The 19,103-nt window shown below is 63.6% G+C and carries 18 protein-coding genes and 4 tRNA genes; 9 read left to right on the top strand and 13 right to left on the bottom strand.

Annotated elements, in window-relative coordinates:
• Window positions 1–26: 26 nt before the first annotated feature.
• Window positions 27–731 (bottom strand): SMI1/KNR4 family protein, encoded by a 705-nt coding sequence (locus GCN75_RS23045; RefSeq protein WP_152284464.1) that lies wholly within the window; start codon window positions 729–731, stop codon window positions 27–29.
• Window positions 732–886: 155 nt separating this feature from the next.
• On the opposite strand from GCN75_RS23045, the gene GCN75_RS23050 reads away from it, so the two are divergent.
• On the top strand, window positions 887–2,104 hold the full coding sequence (locus tag GCN75_RS23050) for an MFS transporter (RefSeq protein ID WP_152284465.1): 1,218 nt from the start codon (window positions 887–889) through the stop codon (window positions 2,102–2,104).
• Window positions 2,105–2,112: 8 nt separating this feature from the next.
• Window positions 2,113–2,736, top strand: coding sequence for a helix-turn-helix transcriptional regulator (locus GCN75_RS23055; protein ID WP_152284485.1), 624 nt, complete (start codon window positions 2,113–2,115; stop codon window positions 2,734–2,736).
• A 128-nt stretch (window positions 2,737–2,864) separates the two neighbouring features.
• Here the strand turns inward: GCN75_RS23055 and phaP are convergent, their stop codons facing one another.
• The 4 genes from phaP to GCN75_RS23075 all read right to left on the bottom strand — a co-directional run bounded on the left by phaP (window position 2,865) and on the right by GCN75_RS23075 (window position 6,597).
• Window positions 2,865–3,476 carry a TIGR01841 family phasin gene (phaP, locus tag GCN75_RS23060; RefSeq protein WP_152284466.1) on the bottom strand — a complete coding sequence of 204 codons (612 nt, stop codon included), beginning with the start codon at window positions 3,474–3,476 and terminating at the stop codon, window positions 2,865–2,867.
• A gap of 107 nt (window positions 3,477–3,583) precedes the next feature.
• Entirely contained in the window at window positions 3,584–3,778 is a 195-nt protein-coding gene (locus tag GCN75_RS23065) for a hypothetical protein (protein ID WP_152284467.1), read from the bottom strand.
• A 47-nt stretch (window positions 3,779–3,825) separates the two neighbouring features.
• Window positions 3,826–6,066 (bottom strand): ATP-binding protein, encoded by a 2,241-nt coding sequence (locus tag GCN75_RS23070; RefSeq protein WP_152284468.1) that lies wholly within the window; start codon window positions 6,064–6,066, stop codon window positions 3,826–3,828.
• Window positions 6,067–6,168: 102 nt separating this feature from the next.
• The gene (locus tag GCN75_RS23075; protein ID WP_152284469.1) at window positions 6,169–6,597 is read right to left on the bottom strand and encodes a winged helix-turn-helix transcriptional regulator; all 429 of its coding nucleotides are present in this window, start codon (window positions 6,595–6,597) and stop codon (window positions 6,169–6,171) included.
• A gap of 114 nt (window positions 6,598–6,711) precedes the next feature.
• Between GCN75_RS23075 and GCN75_RS23080 the strand changes: the two genes are divergently transcribed.
• A complete protein-coding gene (locus tag GCN75_RS23080; RefSeq protein WP_152284470.1) occupies window positions 6,712–7,563 on the top strand; it encodes an SDR family oxidoreductase in 852 nt (283 codons plus the stop codon).
• A gap of 97 nt (window positions 7,564–7,660) precedes the next feature.
• Here the strand turns inward: GCN75_RS23080 and GCN75_RS23085 are convergent.
• The 4 genes from GCN75_RS23085 to GCN75_RS23100 all read right to left on the bottom strand — a co-directional run bounded on the left by GCN75_RS23085 (window position 7,661) and on the right by GCN75_RS23100 (window position 8,463).
• Window positions 7,661–7,745, bottom strand: a tRNA-Leu gene (locus GCN75_RS23085).
• A gap of 78 nt (window positions 7,746–7,823) precedes the next feature.
• Window positions 7,824–7,908: transfer RNA gene (locus tag GCN75_RS23090), tRNA-Leu, on the bottom strand.
• 67 nt (window positions 7,909–7,975) lie between these two features.
• Window positions 7,976–8,060: transfer RNA gene (locus GCN75_RS23095), tRNA-Leu, on the bottom strand.
• A gap of 318 nt (window positions 8,061–8,378) precedes the next feature.
• Window positions 8,379–8,463: transfer RNA gene (locus GCN75_RS23100), tRNA-Leu, on the bottom strand.
• Between the two features lie 406 nt (window positions 8,464–8,869).
• Between GCN75_RS23100 and rnr the strand changes: the two genes are divergently transcribed.
• The 4 genes from rnr (at window position 8,870) to GCN75_RS23120 (ending at window position 13,839) form a co-directional block, all read left to right on the top strand.
• Window positions 8,870–11,407, top strand: coding sequence for a ribonuclease R (gene rnr / locus GCN75_RS23105; RefSeq protein WP_152284471.1), 2,538 nt, complete (start codon window positions 8,870–8,872; stop codon window positions 11,405–11,407).
• A gap of 15 nt (window positions 11,408–11,422) precedes the next feature.
• The gene (gene rlmB, locus GCN75_RS23110) at window positions 11,423–12,166 is read left to right on the top strand and encodes a 23S rRNA (guanosine(2251)-2'-O)-methyltransferase RlmB (RefSeq protein WP_034784003.1); all 744 of its coding nucleotides are present in this window, start codon (window positions 11,423–11,425) and stop codon (window positions 12,164–12,166) included.
• Window positions 12,167–12,368: 202 nt separating this feature from the next.
• Window positions 12,369–13,118: a serine O-acetyltransferase gene (gene cysE, locus GCN75_RS23115; protein WP_152284472.1), complete on the top strand. Its 750-nt coding sequence runs from the start codon at window positions 12,369–12,371 to the stop codon at window positions 13,116–13,118.
• A 10-nt stretch (window positions 13,119–13,128) separates the two neighbouring features.
• Window positions 13,129–13,839 carry a YceH family protein gene (locus tag GCN75_RS23120; protein WP_152284473.1) on the top strand — a complete coding sequence of 237 codons (711 nt, stop codon included), beginning with the start codon at window positions 13,129–13,131 and terminating at the stop codon, window positions 13,837–13,839.
• A 15-nt stretch (window positions 13,840–13,854) separates the two neighbouring features.
• On the opposite strand, the gene GCN75_RS23125 is transcribed toward GCN75_RS23120, so the two are convergent.
• Both GCN75_RS23125 and GCN75_RS23130 read right to left on the bottom strand, forming a co-directional pair.
• Window positions 13,855–14,151, bottom strand: a complete 297-nt coding sequence (locus tag GCN75_RS23125; RefSeq protein ID WP_152284474.1) for a tetratricopeptide repeat protein — start codon at window positions 14,149–14,151, stop codon at window positions 13,855–13,857.
• 78 nt (window positions 14,152–14,229) lie between these two features.
• A complete protein-coding gene (locus tag GCN75_RS23130) occupies window positions 14,230–14,679 on the bottom strand; it encodes a DUF4240 domain-containing protein (RefSeq protein WP_152284475.1) in 450 nt (149 codons plus the stop codon).
• 161 nt (window positions 14,680–14,840) lie between these two features.
• Between GCN75_RS23130 and GCN75_RS23135 the strand changes: the two genes are divergently transcribed.
• Window positions 14,841–15,344: a DUF2199 domain-containing protein gene (locus tag GCN75_RS23135; RefSeq protein ID WP_152284476.1), complete on the top strand. Its 504-nt coding sequence runs from the start codon at window positions 14,841–14,843 to the stop codon at window positions 15,342–15,344.
• Between the two features lie 59 nt (window positions 15,345–15,403).
• A complete protein-coding gene (udk, locus tag GCN75_RS23140) occupies window positions 15,404–16,048 on the top strand; it encodes a uridine kinase (RefSeq protein WP_152284477.1) in 645 nt (214 codons plus the stop codon).
• Between the two features lie 28 nt (window positions 16,049–16,076).
• Here the strand turns inward: udk and GCN75_RS23145 are convergent, their stop codons facing one another.
• On the bottom strand, window positions 16,077–17,246 hold the full coding sequence (locus GCN75_RS23145; protein WP_152284478.1) for an HlyD family type I secretion periplasmic adaptor subunit: 1,170 nt from the start codon (window positions 17,244–17,246) through the stop codon (window positions 16,077–16,079).
• Window positions 17,243–19,103: ATP-binding cassette domain-containing protein (locus GCN75_RS23150; RefSeq protein ID WP_226941527.1), on the bottom strand; the 1,861-nt coding region annotated here is incomplete at its 5' end. The genes GCN75_RS23145 and GCN75_RS23150, both read right to left, overlap by 4 nt.

Raw genomic sequence — 19,103 nt, forward strand, 5'->3', positions numbered from 1 at the left:
CCGCCGCTTGCCCAGCGATTTTATGCTCAGCTGGCCGTGCTGTAGGCAAAACAGCTGTCGAACTTCTCGTAGGGAATGAGTTTGTCGCGCAGGCTGGCCCGTTCCATATCGGTCAGCAAGCCCCGGTGCGCTTCCTTGCGTCCCTTCGGCAGCGCCACTTCGTAGTCGATGATGTCGCGCGACAGCAGCGTTTGCAGGATCTGCGCCTGCTCCGGCGTCAGGTAGCGCGCATGCGTGAGCATGGTCTTTTCCAGCTGCTCGCGGAATTCCCCGTCGCTGACGTCGTTGTAGGTATCCTGGTCCGCCATGCTGTTCAACAGCATGTGAAAGATGAAGTCCTGCAGGTTTTTCGCCAGGTACTGGGCTTCATCCTCGTCGTGCCACAGCAGCACGATGGGCATCTCGCCCTCTTGCTGGCCGGACGCGAAAAAGCAGTAGTGGTCGCCCGCGCCCGTTTGCGCGAACGGGATGAACTGGAAACGGGGAGAGATGCGCCGGTAATCGTCCTCGTCGAGCAAGCTTGCCGCTTCTTCGGCCACGGATTTGATATTGAGCAATTCGAAATCGTCTGCGTGCAGCAGCAGGGTGGGACGATCCTGTAGTGTAGGAAACACCAGCTTGTACCAGTCGGGTCCGTATTCGCCCACGTCGAGCATGCCGTCGCGGTCCAGCTGCCGGTACAGCGGCGGATAGGTGAAGCCGTGTTCGTGTTCAATTTCTGACAGTGTCATGTTTGCCCTGTTAGCCGTGATTCGTGGCGCCATGATAGCCGAGGCGATGGCGCGCACGCTTCACCGTGGCAACGTTCGCCCTAATTAATAAACTTTTTAGTTTACTTATGTGGCCTGGCCACGTATTCTTGCCGGACCATCTCCATCGAGCCCGCATGAAAAATATCATCCTGATTTCTGCCGCCTGCCTGCTGGCGCTGCTGTCGACCATCGGCGCCTCCCTGCCATACCCGATCCTGCCGCCCCTGTTTGCGGCCGAGGCGCCGAATGCCTTCAACAATTTCCTGGGCTTGCCGTCGAAACTGCTGTTCGGCCTGGCGCTGACCATCAACCCGCTGGGCTTGCTGATCGGCTCGGCCGTGCTGGGCCCCTTGTCGGACCGCTACGGCCGCCGCCCCTTGCTGATGCGCACGGCCGTGGGCGCCGCCATCGGCCATGCGATCACGGCCTGGGCGCTGGTGATCCAATCCTATCCGCTGTTCATCGTTGCCCGTTTCATCACGGGTTTGCTGGAGGGAAACGGCGCCGTGGCGCGCGCCATGCTGGCCGATCAGCTGACGGGACCATTGCGCCTGCGCGCCATGTCCTGGCTGAATGGCGCGTTTTACCTGGGCTGGCTGGTGGGTCCCATCCTGGCGGGCGCGACCTTGGGCTGGGGCGTGACGGTGCCGTTCTGGATTGCCGCCGCCGCCCTGATGCTGGTGGCCGTGCTGGTAGCCGTGGGCTTGCCGCGCGAAACGCCGTCCCTGCTGACGACGTCGTGGTGGCAGGTGGCGCGCGACCGCCATTCGCTGAACCTGCTGCGCCATGACGAGCTGCGCACCCTGTTCATCGTGCAACTGGCGCTCACGTGCGGCGTGGCCAGCTTCTACGAATTCTATCCGCTGTGGCTGGTCGAGACGGCCAATTACCATGCACAGGAGATTGCCTGGGTGAACGTGGGCCTGTGCGGCACGATGACGGTCACTTCGCTGCTGGCGGGCGGTCCCAGCCGCCATGCGCCACTGCTGCGGGCCAGCTGGTATGCGTGCGGCGTGGCACTGGCCGTGGGGATCCTGGCGCTGGGCAATATCTGGGTGGGCATCGCCGCCATCGTGCTGTTCGGCATTCCGAATGCCCTGTACAACACGGTGATCCAGGGCTGGTGCGCCGAGCGCTTCAGCGCGCACGGGCAGGGCGCCGTGATGGGCTTGCTGGCCACCACGTTTTGCATCGCCAACATCGTCGTCGCCTTGAGCGGCTCCGTGCTGACCCTGATCGACACGCGGCTGATCCTCGTCGCGGGTGCCTTCTCCGCCGCCTGGGCCGCCTGGCGCATGGTGGCCTGGCGCCGCCAGCTGGACGGCGCCGTCGACGCAAAGGCCGTGGCATGAGCCGCAGCATGAACACGTCGGAACAGACCCTGTTCCTGCTGAAGATGCGGGGGCCCCAGACGGCGCAGCAACTGGCGACCCTGCTCGATATCACTTCCATGGGCGCGCGGCGCCAGCTGGAAGCGGCGCAGGACAGGGGCCTGGTGGCTTTCGAGGACGTGGCCGACAAGGTGGGACGTCCGTCGCGGCGCTGGGCATTGACGCGGGAAGGCCACGCGCGCTATCCCGACCGCCATGCGGACCTGACCCTGGAATTGATTGCGCAAGTGAAAACCCTGTTCGGCGATGCGGGCCTGGAGAAACTGATCGGCGCGCGCGAGCGCAGCAGCGAGCTGGCCTATGGCCAGCTGGTCGACCCGCAGCTTGACCTGGCGCAAAGAGTGGACGGCCTGGCGCGGGCGCGCGACGGCGAGGGTTACATGGCCCATGCGGAGCCGCAGGACGATGGCAGTGTCTTATTGGTGGAAAACCATTGTCCCATCTGCGCAGCGGCCACGGCATGCCAGAATTTCTGCCGCTCGGAGCTGGCCATCTTTCAGCGGGTACTGGGGGACGATTGCAAGGTCGAGCGCAGCGAATATCTGCTGGAGGGGGGCAGGCGCTGCGTGTACCGGATCGTGCCGGTGGGGTGAGGGCCAAACTTGTCGACCCCAAGGTTGTAGGTCGGGTTAGCGCTGCGCGCGTAACCCGACATCACCATTGGCGCCAACAACGCGTCGGATTACGCGCGGCGTTGCCGCGCTAATCCGACCTACATCGCTTACTTTTTAGCCGCCTTGGGCTTGGCGGCAGGCGCTGCCTTTTCAGCCGCGGCGGTGGCGCCGCTCGTCGCCTTTTCCGTTGCCTGCGCCACTTGCGCGCTGGCTTTGGCGATCTGCTCTTCCACGGTTTTCACTGCCTGTTTCGTGGCCTTGGTCACTTGCTCGTAGCCGAGGAAGGCGTTGTCGATGGCGGCCTTGACGATGGCCACGGCATTTTCCGAACCTGGCGGCACGTTTTTCGTGACGTCGTAGATCAGGGCGCTCAGATTGCTTTTCGCTTCCGCCACATGGGCTTCCGCGGCCGTGGTGAATTCCGTATGGATTTCCTTGATGATGTCGTCGAGTTGCTGTTTATACGCTTTCGCGCCGGCCACGCCCGGCTGCAGCTGGGCAGCGGCGGCGGCCATGGCGGCCTTCGGATCCTTGGCCTGGCTGATTTCCTTGCCGGCGGCCAGGCTGTCCTCGATGCCGGACTTGGCGGTGGCCATGTTCAGCGCCAGCACCTGCTCCACGCCTTGCACGGCCTTGGAGGTGAGGGTGTTGAAGGTCATCAGCTGGAATTCAAACAAGGCCTTGGTGGCCGATGCAAATTGTTCGGGATTCGTAAACATGTGGTCTCCTCGGTTTGAATAGATACGTTCTTATCGTTCCATACTCTTTCGACGCCGCAATGCCATCGCTTGATCTCAAGCCGGTGCCCCGTGTGGTCATGGCCCCATTATTTAACAAGCGCAGGTTTTTCGCAACGGCTATCTTTATACGGGCCCGAGGCCAGTTCCCAGCCGAATCCCAGCGTGGATTGGGCGCACGACAGGGTGCCGTCAACCTTGCTGCGCCATTTGTACCAGGGGGCCGGTCCGGCCGAGGCGCAAGCGCAAATGGCCAGCAGGGCCGTGGCGATCAGGTATTTCATAGGTGCTCCGAAAGAAAAGCCTGCCGGCATTGTAGCGCGCCTGCCGCTCAGGGGGCGGCCGATTGCGGCGCCGCGGCGGGCAGTTGCAGGGTGAAGGTGGTGCCGCTGTCGGCGCCGGTGCTGCTGGTGGCATCGATATGGCCGCCCAGCACGCCCGTGACGATGTTGTGCGCCACGTGCAGGCCCAGGCCCGAGCCGCCGGAGCCGAGCTTGGTCGTGAAGAAGGGGTCGTAGACATGTGCCAGGGCATCGGCGGCGATGCCCACGCCCGTGTCGGCGATGGACAGGGTGATCGTCTGCCCGTCGTCGCTGCCGCGGGCGGTAATGGCGATCTTGCCGCCGCTGCGGCCCTCGAAGGCATGGCGCAGGCAATTTTCCAGCAGGTTGCTCAGCACCTGGCCCAGCGGACCTGGATAGCTGTCCATGGCCAGGCCGTCCGGCACGTCCTGCGTCAGGTGCAGGCCGGCAGCCTTCAGGGGCGTGGACATGGGCAGCATCAGTTCGGCGATGAACTGGCGCAGCAGGAAGTGCCGGCGCTGCGAGCTGGCGCGGTCGACGGCGATCTGCTTGAAGCTCGACACCAGGTCGGCGGCGCGTTGCAGGTTGCGCAGCATGATGGCGTCCGCCTCGCTGGCCTGGGTCAGGTAGGCGCCCAGTTCCGAGCGGCGCAGGCCGTCCAGGAAGCTGGCCTGGATTTCGCGCGTGCGCTCGGCCATGGTGGTGGCGACCACCAGGCCGTTGCCGATCGGCGTATTGAGTTCATGCGCGATGCCGGCCACCAGCGCGCCCAGCGCGGCCAGCTTGTCGCGGCGCACCAGTTCTTCCTGCGTGATGGACAGGTTTTCCAGCGCGGCGGCCAGTTCGCAGTTGGTCTGCTCCGAGTGTTCCTTGGCCTGCGTCAGCGCTGCCGTGCGTTCGGCCACCAGCTCTTCCAGGTGGGCGCGGTGGCGCTGCAGTTCGCGTTCGTGGCGCATGCGGCCGATGGCGATGCCGGCCAGGTCGGTGGCCGTATCGATCAGTTCCAGGTCGCGCGCATCGGGCTGGCGCACTTCGCGGTAATACATGGCGAATGAACCGAGCACGGCGCCATCCTGGCCGAAGATGGGGCGCGACCAGCAGGCGCGCAAGCCGAACGGCGCGGCCAGCTCGCGGTAGGGCGCCCACAGGGGATCGCGCATGATGTCGCTGACCACCACCGGTTCGCGCAGGAACATGGCCGTGCCGCAGGAGCCCACGCCGGGGCCGATGGCCACGCCTTCGAGCAGGGCCATGTATTCGGGCGGCAGGCTGGGACCGGCCGCGCTGTGCATGTGGAGGCCGTCATCGTCGAGCAGCATGATGGAGCAAAGCACGCCGCGCGACTGGCCTTCGATCAGGAGCAGCAGCTGGTTCAGGGTGGGCGTCAGGGGCGCGCCCTTGGCGACCATTTCCAGCAGGGTGCTCTGTCCCGAACGCATCGCTTCGGCGAGGTTGCGTTCGGTCAAGTCGATGATGCGCGCATGCACGAGCTGGCGGCCCGGCACGGACAAGCGCATCAAGCGGATTTCGCAGGCGATCGGATGGCTGTCGCGGTGGCAGCAGCTGGCGCGGAAGACGACGATCTTGCCTTGCAAGGTATCGCGGATCTTTTCTTCCAGCAGTTGCGGCGAGGCGCGGCCATCGTCCTGGACCTTGGGAAACAGGGGTTCCATGCCGCCTTGCAGCAGTTCCGCCAGCGGCATGCCGAACAGGTCTTCGGCCAGGTGGTTGGCGTCGATCAGCAGGCGGTTGTCGATGTCGAACAGCAGCACGGCGTCGGGCGAGCCGGCCAGGATCGAGTGGTAATTGACTTCCAGCGTTTGCGGATGCAGGGGGCGCGGCGGCGCGGCGGCAAGCGGCGCGGACGCCACAGCCTTGTGCAAGGCCAGTTCCATGAGGATTTTTTCCGCCACGTCGCGCGCATTGAAGGGCATCTTGATGTAGTCGGATGCGCCGGCACCCACGCTGCGGCCCTGTTCCTCGGCGCTGGGGGTGGCCGACATCAGCAGCAGGGGCACGCTGTGGCGTCCGCCCGCATTGCGCAGGCGCATGCAGGTGGCGCCGATATTCGAGCCGGCCAGGGCCGCGTCGAGCAAGATCAGGTCCGTGCCGCCGGCCGCCAGTTCCACGCCTTCGTCGACATCGCCCGCCAGTCCCGTGCCCAGGTTATGCCGGTCCAGCACATACAGCAGTTCGCGCACATCGTTCGGCGAATTGCTGACCAGTAGCACTTTGGCCCGGTCGGCGATGGAAGAAATCAACTGATTCATGGTATCGCGCCCTTACGCGGTTCATGGGCCTAGTATTACATCAAGGCAAGTAGGAGTAAACGATAATTCTTGATGACCAAAAGCAAGGGTTATCGCGCCCGTTCAGGCCGCGTTTTGCGCTGCGGGCACCGTTGCCAGCTCGGCGCGGGCCTGCTCGATGCGCGGGTAATTATCCTCGATCCAGTCGACCAGCACGGCCAGGCGTTCGGCCGCTTCGCGTCCCAGCGGCGTGAGGCTGTATTCCACCTTGGGCGGTATCACCAGATATGCCTGGCGCAGCACGAAGCCGTCGCCCGCCAGCGCTTCCAGGGTTTGCGCCAGCATCTTTTCGCTGACCCCGCCCACTTCACGGCGCAGTTCGCTGAAGCGCCGCGTGCCGCTCAGCAGCAACACCAGCACCAGCACGGCCCAGCGGCTGGTCAGGTGGCTGAGCACGGCGCGCGACGGGCAGGCGGCCGCCAGCAGGTGCGCGCCCTGGTTCTGGCGGACGAGGGCGGCGCGCAGGCTGGCGCCGGGAGTGTCTGTGGACATGATAGTTGGCCTTCAATTTGAGATGAATTCATACTTACCAAAAGGTACGTACTTACAATAAGTAAGTAATAGTCCTATTATAGGGTTTTACCACCCACCCTCCAAGGAGAAATCATGATCGTCATCACCGGCGCCACAGGCAACCTGGGCCAGCACGTCATCGCCAGCCTGCTCAAATCCGTCCCCGCAGCGAACATCATTGCCGCCGTGCGCAATCCGGCCAAGGCCGCCAGCCTGGCCGCACTGGGCGTGCAAGTGCGCCAAGCCGATTACAATGATGGCGCCAGCCTCGACGCGGCATTCAAGGGCGCAACGAAGATCTTGCTGATCTCGTCCAGCGAAGTGGGGCAGCGCGCGCAGCAGCACCAGAACGTCATCGATGCGGCCAAGCGTGCCGGCGTTGCCCTGCTGGCCTACACCAGCGTCTTGCGCGCCGACACGTCGCCGCTGGGCCTGGCTGCCGAGCACGTCGTCACGGAAGCGGCCATCCGCGCATCGGGCTTGCCGTACAGTTTCCTGCGCAATGGCTGGTACCTGGAAAACCATACGGAACACCTGGCGCCCGTGCTCGAGCATGGCGTCGTGCTGGGCGCGGCGCAGAATGGCCGCTTTTCGTCGGCCGCGCGTGCCGATTACGCGGCCGCGGCCGCCGCCGTGCTGACGGCCGCCCAGCCGCAAGCCATCTATGAACTCGCAGGCGACCACGGCTTTACCCTGGCCGAGTACGCAGCTGAAGTGGCGCGCCAGTCGGGCAAGGCGATCGTGTACAAGGATTTGCCGCAGGCCGATTTCAAGGCCGCCTTGATTGGCGTGGGCGTGCCGGAGGGCTTTGCCGACTTGCTGGCCGATTCCGATGCGGGCGCGGCCAAGGGCGGCCTGGAAGACAATGGCAAGCAATTGAGCGCGCTGATTGGCCGTCCGACGACGAGCCTGGCCAATGCCGTGAAGGCGGCGCTGGTCAAATAAGGGGAGGGTGCCGCAGGTCGGGAAGACTACGCGGCATTCTGGAATGAAAAAAGCCGCAAACTCGTGAAAGTTTGCGGCTTTTTTGCGAATTAGGTAATGGTGCCCACGAAGGGACTCGAACCCCTACACCCGAAGGCACATGGACCTGAACCATGCGCGTCTACCAATTCCGCCACGTGGGCACTGATGCTGCTTGTTGCTGCTTACTGCGATGTCTCACTACTGTACTGCGGACTACAACGAAAACAGCTCGTTGCTGGTGGTGCCCACGAAGGGACTCGAACCCCTACACCCGAAGGCACATGGACCTGAACCATGCGCGTCTACCAATTCCGCCACGTGGGCATTGTGCTGCTCATTTCAACTGCGTACTGCTTTACTGCGGATCACAATGAAAACATCTCATTGCTGGTGGTGCCCACGAAGGGACTCGAACCCCTACACCCGAAGGCACATGGACCTGAACCATGCGCGTCTACCAATTCCGCCACGTGGGCATTGTTACTGCTTGCTGCTTGTCGTTGCATGTTCTGCAGCGAGGACAAAATCATAAGGGCTGGCGCGCATTCGGTCAATCAACATTTTGCACTTTTCTTCAAGAAACATGTTTTTTTGCCTGAAAACGGCTGTTCCCTATGAAAAAAGGCAAAATCTGCCTGTTTTTTCAGCGCCTTCCCGCATCTTTCCGTTCATGGGCGTGCCGTGCTTGCCGGTTGCCGCAATGCGGCTCGCTGATGGCGGGAAGGGGTTTTCGTCTCGGAAATGAAAAAAGCCGCAAACTCGTGAAAGTTTGCGGCTTTTTAGCGAATTAGGTATGGTGCCCACGAAGGGACTCGAACCCCTACACCCGAAGGCACATGGACCTGAACCATGCGCGTCTACCAATTCCGCCACGTGGGCACTGATGCTGCTTACTACATTTTACTGCTCGAGTATTTGTTGCAAAATAACTTACTACAACAATTCTGCTATTATAGCGACTTGAAGAGTTTTGCGCCAGATGAGCTTTCGCTCCATACTGCACATCAACCCTGTACCGCTTTCCTGCAACTGCAATCCCGTGAAGGTTTGTCGCTGCAAGAGACCGAGATTATAGAGCAATATTTGCCGAAGTCAAATGCATTGCGCAGCTTTTCTCCTTTTTTTCATTGGCGGGCGTCTTGTACTGTTTCCGACACGCTGTCCGTTAGGCAAACCAAGGCGTCCTCCGGTACACTACCGCACATCACCGTGTCAATATTGACGGTGATGTCATCGGTCTTTGTATTCCGTTTGATCACTGTCAATAACAACTATAGAAATACTTTTGAGCCAAAATACCCACACCATCCCCAGCCGGGAGGACATTCTCGGCATATTCCGCAGCGTCAACGCGCCTCTCGATCCGCAGTCTCTCGGGAAAACGCTGCAAGTGCATGCCGATTCCATGGATGTCCTGGTCCGTCGCCTGAAGGCGATGGAGCGCGACGGCCAGCTGAAGTCTGATGCCAGCGGTGTATTCAGCCTGGCCGACCAGAGCGCGCTCGTCGCCGGTCGCGTCACCAGCCACCGCGACGGCTTCGGCTTCGTCATTCCCGACGACGCCAGCGCCGACCTGTTCCTGCCTGAGAAAGAAATGCAGAAAGTACTGCATGGCGACAAGGTCATGGCCCGCATCGTCGGCACGGACCGCCGCGGCCGCCCGGAAGGCACGATCGTGGAAGTCACGCAGCGCGCCAATACCCACGTCATCGGCCGTTTGATCCAGGAAAACGGCACCTGGGTGGTGGCGCCCGAAGACCAGCGCATCGGCCAGGACATCCTGGTCACCGGTTCGGTGGGCAAGGCGAAGGCTGGCCAGATCGTCAGCGTCGAGCTGACCGAGCAACCGATGCGCTTCAAGCAGCCGGTCGGCAAGATCGTTGAAGTGCTGGGCGCCCTCGATGATCCCGGCATGGAAATCGAAATTGCCGTGCGCAAATTCAACGTGCCGCACATCTTTTCCGCCGCCGCCCTGAAACAGGCGGAAAAACTGCCGTTCGAAGTGCGTGCCGCTGACCTGAAAGACCGCGTCGACCTGCGCGACGTGCCGCTGGTTACCATCGACGGCGAAGACGCGCGCGATTTCGACGATGCCGTGTATTGCGAGCCCGTCAAGATCGGCCGCGCCAACTGCTTCCGCCTGATCGTGGCGATTGCCGACGTCAGCCATTACGTGAAACCGAACGACGCGCTCGACATCGATGCGCTCGAACGCAGCACGTCCGTCTACTTCCCGCGCCGCGTGATCCCGATGCTGCCGGAAAAGCTGTCCAATGGCCTGTGCTCGCTGAACCCGGCCGTCGACCGCCTGACCCTCGTGTGCGACGCCGTCGTCAGCGACAAGGGCGAATTGAAGGCCTACCAGTTCTACCCGGCCGTCATCCATTCGGCCGCGCGCCTGACCTACGACGAAGTCGCAGCCGTGCTGGGCAACACCAAGGGACCGGAAGCGGCACGCCGCGCGGACATCCTGCCGCACCTGCAAAACCTGGAAGCCGTCTACCGCGCCTTGCTGAAAGCACGCACGGAGCGGGGCGCCATCGATTTCGAGACGACGGAAACGTATATCGTCTGCAATAGCGCGGGCAAGATCGAAAAGATCGTTCCCCGCACGCGCAACGAGGCGCACAAGATCATCGAAGAGTGCATGCTGGCGGCCAACGTCTGCGCGGCGGACTTGCTGCTGCGTAACAAGCACCCGGGCACCTACCGCATCCACGCCAGCCCGACCAAGGAAAAGCTCACGCAAGTGCGCACCTTCCTCAAGCAGGTGGGCCTGAACCTGACGGGCGGCGACACGCCGTCGGCATCCGATTACCAGACCCTGATGCAGCAGATCAAGGCGCGTCCCGACGCGGCCCTGCTGCAGACGATGCTGCTGCGCTCGATGCAGCAAGCCGTCTACAGCCCGGACAATATCGGCCACTTCGGCCTGGCGTACGAGGCGTATGCCCACTTCACCAGCCCGATCCGCCGCTATCCCGACCTGCTGACGCACCGCGCCATCAAGGCCATCTTGCAAGGCAAGAAATACGAGCCCAAGCTGTCCGAGAAGACCGTGCTGAACACGAACGTGTCGAACGCCACGCGCAAGCAGCAGGCGAAGGACAAGGCCGAAGGCAAGCCGAAGAAGACGGACCTGACCATCTGGGACGCGCTGGGCGTGCATTGCTCTGCCAACGAGCGCCGCGCCGACGAAGCGTCGCGCGACGTGGAAGCTTGGCTGAAGTGCTACTTCATGCAGGACAAGCTGGGCGAGGAGTTCACGGGCACCATCACGGGCGTGACCACGTTCGGCGTGTTCGTGCAGCTCGACACCCTGTTTGTCGAAGGCCTGGTGCACGTCACCGAGCTGGGCACCGACTACTTCCAGTACGACGATGCGCGCCATGAATTGCGCGGCGAACGCACGGGCAAGCGCTACCAGTTGACGGACCGGTTGACGGTGCAAGTGGCACGTGTCGACCTGGAAACGCGCAAGATCGACCTGCGCCTGGTGACCGATGCGGAACTGGCGGGCGAAGAAGCGCCGGCCAAGCCGAACGGCAGCGGCAAGCGCAAGGGCGAGAAGAAAACGATGGTCAAGCCCGGTCCCGCGACCGAGCAGCGCCATGAAATCAAGACCGGCGCCAAGACCAGCGCCAAGGCTGGCAATGGTTCCGGCGGCCGTGCCAACGGCGCCAAGCCGGCAGCCAAGGCAGCCCCGAAAGCGGCAGCGCCCAAGGCCGCCGCGCCGAAGCGCAGCAAGAAAACTGCCGCGGCACCTGCTGCGGCACCACGAGCAGCAAAAACTGTATCAAAAACAAGCAAAAGCAAGCGATAAAAGAAGCGATAACAAATGAAGAATAAAATGATTTTCGGCTTCCACGCCGTCACCTCGCGCCTGCGTCACGAAGCGTCGTCCGTGGAAGAAATTTTCGTCGACGCCAGCCGCGTCGACGGCCGCATGAAGGACATGATCGCCGCCGCCAAGGCCGCCAACGTGCGCGTCATGCCCGTCGATTCGTCGCGCCTGGACAAGATCGTCGGCACGCGCCGCCACCAGGGCGTGATCGCGTTTGCCTCGCAGCTGTCGCTGGCGCGCAATCTCGATGAATTGCTGGACGCCATCGACGGCCCGCCGCTGCTGTTGATTCTCGACGGCATTACCGACCCGCATAACCTGGGTGCCTGCCTGCGCGTGGCCGACGGCGTCGGCGCCCATGCCGTGATCGTACCGAAGGACCGCGCCGTGGGCCTCAACGCCACGGCCGCCAAGGTTGCCAGCGGCGCCGCCGAAACCGTCCCGTACATCACCGTGACGAACCTGGCGCGCACCATGCGTGAACTGAAAGAGCGCGGCATCTGGCTGATCGGCACGTCGGACGATGGCGAAAAAGGCCTGTACGAAGCCGATTTCACGGGCCCGACGGCCCTCGTCATGGGTTCCGAAGGCGAAGGCATGCGCCGCCTGACGCGCGACACCTGCGATATCCTCGTCAGCATCCCGATGTTCGGCTCCGTCGAGAGCTTGAACGTGTCGGTCGCTTCCGGTGTCTGTCTGTACGAAGCCCGCCGCCAGCGCATCGCGAAAGAAGGCTAAAAAACGTCCAGGGCGGCGTTGCATTGCCTTGCCGTACTTGCGTACTGTCTTCGGCAATGCGCCTTGCCCTGAACGTTTTGTAGCGCTTCTTTGAACAGCCGCCGCCCTTGAGGCGGCGCTTGTTTATCTGCCTCTCCGGCAGCACGCCGCCGAATACGCTACCATTTGCGTCTTGTCTCTTACCCATTCAGAAATCCGTCTTATGTTCCACCACTTGCGCGAAGACATCAACAGCATCATCGAACGTGACCCCGCCGCCCGCAACGGCTGGGAGGTGCTGACCTGTTATCCGGGCTTGCACGCCATCGTCATGCATGGCTGGGCGCACTGGTGCTGGACGCGGCACATGAAGTGGGTAGGGCGCTTCATTTCGTATATCGCGCGCATCATCACGGGCATTGAAATCCATCCGGGCGCCGTCATCGGCCGGCGCGTCTTCATCGACCACGGCTTCGGCGTGGTGATCGGCGAGACGGCCATCGTCGGCGACGACTGCACCATCTACCAGGGCGTGACCCTGGGCGGCACCTCGCTGCACAGCGGCGCCAAGCGCCATCCCACGCTGGAGCGCGGCGTCATCGTCGGCGCCGGCGCCCAGGTGCTGGGCAGTTTCACGGTGGGCGAGTACGCCAAGGTGGGTTCGAACGCCGTGCTGCTGAAACCCGTGCCCTCGGGCGGTACGGCCGTGGGCAACCCGGCGCACATCGTGCAAAAGGATGTCAGCGCCCTGCGCGAGGGCAGCACGGCCCATCTGTTCGCCGCGTATGGCGTGACGCCGAATGGCGACGATCCCCTGTCGAAAGCCCTGCAGGGCCTGATCACGCATGCCGTGGCGCAGGAACAGCGCATCGAAACCATCCTCGCCACCCTGAAGGCGGCAGGCATCTGCTGCCAGGGCGTGCCCGAGTGTGATAAATTTGATTCCGAGCAAATGAACAAGCTGGTTGATTAAGGATACAGGCATGACTACAGACGTAAACATAGCTGAAAACGCAGCAGAAAAGGGCAGCGACAATCCGAATCTGCTCGACCCCTTCGAGATCCGCGTGCTGGCCGTGCTGGCCGAAAAGGAAGCGCTGACGCCGGACAGCTATCCGCTGTCGCTCAACGCCCTGACGAACGGCTGCAACCAGCTGTCGAGCCGCGATCCCGTCATGGCCCTGTCCGAAGAAACCGTGTACGACGTGCTGCAGCGCCTGATGCAGCGCAAATTCGTCAACGGCATCACGCAGGCGGGCGCGCGGGTCGCCAAGTACGAACACCGCATGCGCATCAAGTGGTCGCTGGAACAGGACAAGCTGGCCATCCTGACGATCTTGATGCTGCGCGGCTTGCAGACGGCGGGCGAGATCCGCAGCCGCAGCGGCCGCGTGCATGAATTCAAGTCCGTGGCGGAGGTGGAATCCGGCCTGCAATTTTTGATCGACAAGTACCCGCCGCTGGTGGCCAAGCTGGCCGTCGCCCCCGGCGCCAAGGAGCCGCGCTACGGCCATTTATTGGGCGGCGAGGAAGCGCTGGCGCAGATCGAGACGGCGGCCGGTTTTGCGGGCGCCGTCAGCGCGCCCCAGCAGGGCAGCCGCGTGGCCCAGCTGGAACAGGAAGTGCTGCAATTGCGCAGCGATTTCGACGGCCTGGCGGCGCAGTTCGAGGCATTCCGCAAGCAGTTCGAATAGTTTCCGGACGCGCGCCTATTGGGCCTGCGGGTCGAAATAGGCGGTCCACGTCAGGCTGGAGGGGGCAAGGCCCTGCGCCTTGCCAAATTGCGCCATGGCCTTGCGCGGTTTTGCCAGTCCCGCCAGGGCCACCCCCAGATTGTAATGGGTATGGCTGTCCGCCGAGCCCAGCTTGAGCGCCGTTTCCAGTACGTTGACGGCTTCCCTGTACTTGCCCCGGTCACACAGCACGGCACCGAGGCAGGTGATCAGGGCCGTGTCGTGCGGGACCGCCTGCAAGGCGCTGCGCAGCACGGCTTCAGCTGCCGCCATGTGCGCTTCCCAGTGCCCCGCATCGCCTTCGGCCAGCTGGATATGCGCCTTGCTGGCGGCGATGGCATCTATTGCGCCTTAGCCAGGCCAGGCGGCGGAATTGCTTCCGGTTTCATAATCGACGCTGGCGCTAAAATCCCAGTCATCGGTGTCGCGCCCTGTCTTTTCGGACCAGGCTTCCGGAGCGACGCTCAACAGTTCTTCCAGCCACTCGTCCGTTTGAGCGGGCATCAGTGCGGGGTCGGCCAGCACGCTGTCATAAGCGGCCTTGCCCGAGCCGACGACGAAACAGCGCGCATACAGGAAACCGTCAGCCGACTTGCCTGATGCGCCGGCATGGTCTGCAAACACCTTGCCATCGAGCTGGTACAGTGCCTGTGCCAGGCATTCCTCGAAGCCCTTGATGTCCTTGACGGGCAGCCGGGCGAGCGCTTCGGTCAATGGTTCCACTGCGGCATCGGCGTCGCCGTCTTCCAGGGCTTCACGGTCGATCTGCTCTATCAGCTGCCAGAATTTTTCTTCGTTCATCGTGCATTCCCGGTAAATGGTCCATCGATACTGAATTTGTCCCGTCCGCGCATCCAGGGATTGTTTAGAATATCATCTTGCTCGAATGCCAAGCGCACAGTTTCCCCAAGTAACTCCTTGCATTCAACACCACAGACATTTCGCATAGGCGGCCTTCACGCATGACTTTTTCCTTCCTGTGCCGCACCTGCGGCGAGACCCACACGGGCATGCCCAGCTTCGGCGCCGACGCGCCGTGGCTGTACGAGCAGATGGCGCCCGCCGAGCGCGCAGCGCGCTGCCAGCTCGACAGCGATGCCTGCATCGTCGACGAAGCATACTGCTTCGTGCGCGCCACCGTCGACATTCCCGTGCACGGATCGGATGAGCCGTTCAGCTGGGGCGTGTGGGTGTCCTTGAGCGGCGAGAGCTTCGATGCGTGGGATGCCTGCTTCAACGACGCGCAGCGCGCGCACGTCGGCCCCTTCTTCGGCTGGCTCAGCACGCAGCTGCCCGCGTATCCGGCTACCCTGAACCTGAAGACCCGCGTGCATTTGCGCGACGATGGCCTGCGCCCGACCATCGAACTGGAGCCGACGGACCATCCGCTGGCCGTGGAACAGCGCGACGGCATCACGGCCGAGCGGGTGGCCGAGCTGTATGCGCGGCTGATACATGGCGCGTGACAGGCCCGGATTTGCCGCCGCTCCCTGTCCGTTTGGCCGCAGTTCCGGTATCATTCGGCATGAATACTATTTCCTTCCAACCGTTTGTCATCGGTGTCGCTGGCGGAAGCGGCAGCGGCAAGTCCACCGTATCCCAGCAAGTGCTCGCCTCGTTCGGCGCCGACATGGTCTCCGTCGTGATGCAGGACGACTACTACTGCGACCAGACCCACCTTTCCCCCGAAGTCCGGCGCCAGCAGAACTACGACCATCCGCAGGCGTTCGAGTGGCCATTGCTGGTGCAGCACATCCAGGCCTTGCGCAATGGCGAAGCCATCGAGATGCCGGAATACGATTTCACGCTGCATAACCGTTCCGACAGGACCATTCTGGTCAAGCCGGCGCCGGTGATCGTCATCGAAGGCCTGTTTGCCCTGTATGACGAAGACTTGCGCGACATGATGTCGCTGAAGATCTTTGTCGACACGGCCTCCGACGTGCGCTTCATCCGCCGCATGCAACGCGATATCACGGAACGGGGCCGCTCGGTGGAAAGCGTCATCGAGCAGTATCTGGAAACCGTGCGCCCCATGCACAAGCAATTCATCGAACCGACCAAGCGCAATGCCGATGTCATTTTGCCGCACGGCGCCAATGGCCCCGCCGTCGACATGATCACCGCCAAGGTGGCCAGCGTCATCGGTCAGCTGAAACCGGCCGGTTGAACCAGGCCGGTTGACGCAGCCCGCCGCGTCACCGCTCGCCCATGGACTCCGAGAACGTCTTCGTGATCGGCTTCGTCAGGTAGCGCAAGACGGTTTTGCGGCCCGTGTTGATTTCCACGGTGGCCGTCATGCCGGGCTGGATCAGGATCGGCTCGCCGTTCTTGCCGACCAGGTTGCGCCCGCTGGTCTTGATCTGCACGCGGTAGTACGGCTGTTCGTTGCCCTTGTTGTCTTCACTTAAAGTGTCCGCGCTGATGTAGCTGACGGTGCCGCGCAGGCGGCCGTAGATGCCGTAGTCGTAGGCGTCCAGTTTCACGGCCGTGGGCAGGCCCGGCTTGATGAAGGCGATGTCGGCCGGTTTCACTTTCGCCTCGATGATCAGGTCGTCGTCCGTGGGCACGATCTGCAGGATTTCCTCGCCCGGCTTGGCCACGCCGCCCAGGGTGGTGAGGCGCACGTTGCGCACGATGCCGTCCGTGGGCGCGTAGATGTCCGTCGAGCCCAGCTGCTCCTTGCGCTGGGTCACCGTCTGCAGCACGCCGGCCAGGTCTTCCTGGGCTTTCACCAGGTCCGTCTGGCTATCCTGCAGGTATTTGTTGCGCCGGTTGGTGATCTGCGCCTGGATGTCGACCACCTGCCGGCGCAGCTTCAGCACTTCGGCGCGGCTCACGTCGCCCGTTTCCAGCAGCGGCAAGTTCATTTCCAGTTCTTCCTTGATCAGCTTCATGGCGCTTTCCAGCGAACTCACTTCGGCTTGCACGGCGCCCTGGCGCTTGCTGAACAGGGCCAGCTGGTTGGCGCGGAATTCGGGGAACGCCTGCAGCTCAGGGGGGAACTTGGGCGCGCCGCCAAACACTTCCGCCTGCAGGCGCGCCACGGCCGCCTTCAGCCCGGCCGCCTTGGCCGTGCTTTCCAGGTAGCTCGTCTCGGCCCGCGTGCGGTCGAAGCGCGCCAGCAGTTCGCCTTTCTTCACGATGCTGCCTTCATGCACGCGCAGTTCGGCCAGCACGCCGCCGTCGGCCACCTGGATGATCTGGTTGCGCGAACTGGCGATCACCTGGCCGTTGGCGCGCGTGACCTGGTCCAGCTCCGCCCACGAGGCCCAGGCGATGACGCCCGCCAGCGCGGCCGTGCAGCTCCAGATCAGCACCCGGCCCCGTTTTGCTTCTTCCCGCGTTTCGACTTTGGCCAGTTTCATGCGACGGCTCCTTGCGCTGCCGCCGCCTGGACCACCGGCGCGGGCGCAGGCGCAGGCGGGGAAACGGGAACCGCTTGCGGCTTGCCCGACAGCTTGGCCAGGACAAGGTCGCGCGGGCCGTCGAGCAGCACGCGGCCCGCCTGCAGCACCACCAGGCGGTCGAGCAGGGGCAGCAGGGCGTTCTTGTGCGTGGTGGCGACCATGGTCACGCCTTCGGCCGCCAGTTCGCCCAGCAGCCCCACGATGCGCGCCTCCGTCTTCGCATCCATGGCGCCCGTCGGTTCATCGAGCAGCCAGATGCGCGGCTTGGCCAGCAGCAGGCGCGTGACGGCGATCAATTGCCGCTGGCCGCCCGACACGCCGCGTCCGCCCTCGGTAATGGCCAGCGCCAGTCCCCGTGGCTGGCCCAGTATCAGCTCGATCAGGCCCGTGCGCTTGGCGGCCGCCAGGATCGCTTCCTCGCCCGGATCGGCCAGACCCAGCAGCAGGTTGTCGCGCAGGCTGCCGCTGAACAGCCGCGTTTCCTGCGGCAGGTAGCCGACCATTTCGCGCACCACGGCCGGCGCCAGCAGGGCCATGTCGACGTCGCCCAGGTATGCCTTGCCTTCGGCTGGCTGGTACAGCCCCGAGGCCAGTTTCAGCAGCGTGCTCTTGCCCGAGCCGATGGCGCCCACCAGGCCGACGCGTTCGCCGGGACGGATGGCGAGCGTCTCCACTTCCAGCGCCACCTTTTGCGCGCCGCCATACGTGAAGCGGATGCGTTCGAAGCGCAGGCCCGTGTCGAGGCTGCGCGGCGTCAGCGCGAACTGCGCATTGTCCGCCTCGTTGGGCAGGCTGATGACCTGTTCCAGGCCGTCGATCGAGGCGCGCGCGTGCGCCCACTGCACCATCACGGCCGGCAGCTGCACGATGGGCATCAGGGCGCGGTTGCTGATGATGGTGCAAGCCATCAGGGCGCCCATGGTCATCTGGTTCTCGGCCACGAACCAGGCGCCCATGGAAATGAGCGCCACGTTGGTCAACTGCTGGAAGGCGGCCGTGATGTTTTGCGACAGGGCCGCATAGTCGCGGATATTCTGCTCCGCGTGGCTGGTCTCGGCCACCAGCTCCGCCCAGCGCGCCTGCATCATCCATTCGGCGCTGCTGCCCTTGAGCGTTTCGACGCCGTCGACGGCTTCCACCAGCAGGCCCGCCTTGCGGTTGCTGGCGTTGAGGTTCTTGCGCGTATGGCCCTGGATGGCGCGCTGGAACATCAGGCCGCACACGAGGGCCAGCGGCAGGGCCACCAGCGGCACCACCACCAGCCAGCCGCCGATGATGGTGATCATGGCCAGGAAGATCAGCGCGAAGGGCACGTCCGTCAGCACGAACAGCGAGGTCGATGTCAGCACGCCGCGCACCATCTCGAAGCCCTTCACCTGCGCCGCCAGGGTGCCGACGGAAGGGGGGCGCGCCTCCATGCGGATGCCCAGCATGCGCTGGAAAAACCATTCGGACAGTTCGTGGTCGACGTCGTTGCACGAATGGTCGACGATGCGGCTGCGCACCTGCTTGAGGATGAATTCCAGGCCGATCGACAGGGCCACGCCCACCACCAGCACCCACAGCGTGCTGAAGCTCTGGTTCGGGATCACGCGGTCGTACACCTGCATGGAAAACAGCGAGGTGGCCATGGTCAGCAGGGTCACCAGCGCGGTGGCCAGCACGGCGTCGACGAACACGCTTTTCTTCAGCCACAGGGCGTTGCGCACCAGGCCCAGGGCGCCGGGGCGGGCGCTGCTTTTTTCGGCACGGCGCGGCAGGCCCACGCAGGCCAGGCCGGCCAGCGACGCCAGGTGCAGGGCGCGGCCGTCGACG

It is taken from the genome of Janthinobacterium violaceinigrum (assembly GCF_009208555.1).
Taxonomy (GTDB): Bacteria; Pseudomonadota; Gammaproteobacteria; order Burkholderiales; family Burkholderiaceae_D; genus Janthinobacterium; species Janthinobacterium violaceinigrum.

Excerpts from the sequence above, each read along its gene's own strand:
- GCN75_RS23130 (WP_152284475.1), bottom strand. The coding sequence starts at position 14,679 with ATGAACGAAGAAAAATTCTGGCAGCTGATAGAGCAGATCGACCGTGAA.
- phaP (WP_152284466.1), bottom strand. The coding sequence starts at position 3,476 with ATGTTTACGAATCCCGAACAATTTGCATCGGCCACCAAGGCCTTGTTT.
- udk (WP_152284477.1), top strand. The coding sequence starts at position 15,404 with ATGAATACTATTTCCTTCCAACCGTTTGTCATCGGTGTCGCTGGCGGA.
- GCN75_RS23080 (WP_152284470.1), top strand. The coding sequence starts at position 6,712 with ATGATCGTCATCACCGGCGCCACAGGCAACCTGGGCCAGCACGTCATC.
- GCN75_RS23070 (WP_152284468.1), bottom strand. The coding sequence starts at position 6,066 with ATGAATCAGTTGATTTCTTCCATCGCCGACCGGGCCAAAGTGCTACTG.
- GCN75_RS23125 (WP_152284474.1), bottom strand. The coding sequence starts at position 14,151 with ATGGCGGCAGCTGAAGCCGTGCTGCGCAGCGCCTTGCAGGCGGTCCCG.
- GCN75_RS23120 (WP_152284473.1), top strand. The coding sequence starts at position 13,129 with ATGACTACAGACGTAAACATAGCTGAAAACGCAGCAGAAAAGGGCAGC.
- GCN75_RS23065 (WP_152284467.1), bottom strand. The coding sequence starts at position 3,778 with ATGAAATACCTGATCGCCACGGCCCTGCTGGCCATTTGCGCTTGCGCC.
- cysE (WP_152284472.1), top strand. The coding sequence starts at position 12,369 with ATGTTCCACCACTTGCGCGAAGACATCAACAGCATCATCGAACGTGAC.
- GCN75_RS23050 (WP_152284465.1), top strand. The coding sequence starts at position 887 with ATGAAAAATATCATCCTGATTTCTGCCGCCTGCCTGCTGGCGCTGCTG.
- GCN75_RS23045 (WP_152284464.1), bottom strand. The coding sequence starts at position 731 with ATGACACTGTCAGAAATTGAACACGAACACGGCTTCACCTATCCGCCG.
- GCN75_RS23145 (WP_152284478.1), bottom strand. The coding sequence starts at position 17,246 with ATGAAACTGGCCAAAGTCGAAACGCGGGAAGAAGCAAAACGGGGCCGG.
- GCN75_RS23075 (WP_152284469.1), bottom strand. The coding sequence starts at position 6,597 with ATGTCCACAGACACTCCCGGCGCCAGCCTGCGCGCCGCCCTCGTCCGC.
- GCN75_RS23135 (WP_152284476.1), top strand. The coding sequence starts at position 14,841 with ATGACTTTTTCCTTCCTGTGCCGCACCTGCGGCGAGACCCACACGGGC.
- GCN75_RS23055 (WP_152284485.1), top strand. The coding sequence starts at position 2,113 with ATGAACACGTCGGAACAGACCCTGTTCCTGCTGAAGATGCGGGGGCCC.
- rlmB (WP_034784003.1), top strand. The coding sequence starts at position 11,423 with ATGAAGAATAAAATGATTTTCGGCTTCCACGCCGTCACCTCGCGCCTG.